The sequence below is a fragment of the Polaromonas sp. P1_G4 genome (assembly GCF_056405475.1).
The window spans coordinates 1-1178 of the sequence record NZ_JBFUCA010000848.1; the positions used below are offsets into that span (position 1 = coordinate 1).

The 1178-nt window shown below is 51.5% G+C and carries 2 protein-coding genes; both read left to right on the top strand.

Annotated features, from left to right (window positions below; all coding sequences use genetic code 11):
• On the top strand, positions 1-837 hold an 837-nt coding region (locus AC1D1X_RS23880; RefSeq protein ID WP_477699421.1), incomplete at its 5' end, for a hypothetical protein.
• 132 nt (positions 838-969) lie between these two features.
• Positions 970-1178 (top strand): immunity protein Imm33 domain-containing protein (locus tag AC1D1X_RS23885; protein ID WP_477699422.1); only part of this gene is annotated, 209 nt, incomplete at its 3' end.

Sequence of the window (1178 nt, forward strand, 5' to 3'; positions counted from 1 at the left end):
ACATTAAGTCGCATCAGCCAGCATGTATCTCGACAGAGTACTCGCCCCCAGCTTCCAATGACTATTTCATCTCTTCGCCAATTCTTTATGTCTTTGCTCCTGCTCGCACTTGTGGGCTGCAATCAAGCGGACATGATTCAAAAATTTGCTTCGCCTGCCGATCAGACGCTGGCTAAAAGTTACATTGATCTTCTGCGACAGCAGCGCTTTGAGGATATTGAGAAGGCAGCTGATCCAAGCATAGCTGGGCCGGCACTTCATGACGCGCTTGTTCAAATGGCGGCATTTATCCCTGCTGGAGAGCCCTCAACAATTATGCTGGTTGGCGCTCACCGGATGAATAGGGATGACTCTTCGACCGTCAATCTCACGTTTGAATATGGCTTTTCAGGCAAATGGATTTTGACGAGCGTCGCCGTAAGGAATCATGGTGGTAAGGCCACCATAGTTGGCTTTAGCGTCGTTCCCCAGCCAGCTTCACTTAAACAACAGAATCGGTTCACGTTAACAAAAAAAACGCCAATTCAATACCTTGTTTTTGCGTTGGCCATAGTCTTTCCGTTGCTTACCCTCTGGGCGCTTGTTGTTTGCGGCAGGTCTAAACTCAAAGGCCGAAAGTGGCCGTGGGTACTGTTCGTTATGCTTGGGTTTGGAAAGTTTGCAGTGAACTGGACAACTGGCGAATGGAGTTTCGCGCCCTTGTCCTTACAGCTATTTAGTGCGGGAGCGTTTGCCCCCTTGTACGGGCAATGGACCGTTGCGATTGCTCTTCCGATCGGCGCAATTACTTTTTTGATACTCAGGAAAAAGCTAAGTGTTGCAGCAATTGCAACCTAGCTGGTCGGCCCACTCGGACACACAGCAGCAGATTCCTGCTGCGCGGCGCTTGCTACGTGCCGGTGGTCTCAAACGATAGACCCCGAGGAAACACAATGCGAGTGCTCCGTGAGAAGTCCGCTTTGTGAATGGGTGGGCGCATCGCCGTTGCCACCTGTAGCCGGTTCAAAAGTAGGCATCGCGTTGTCGACGATCGGAACTGAACCAATCCACGGCCTTCGCCACAAGCCCACGACAAGTACTAACGGTTGGTACTTCTGGTCCGGAGGTGAACCGTCAGAAGCCAGCGACTTCTTTGCCCTCCTGCATGTGGAGAATCTGGCAGAGAACCTACCATGGGT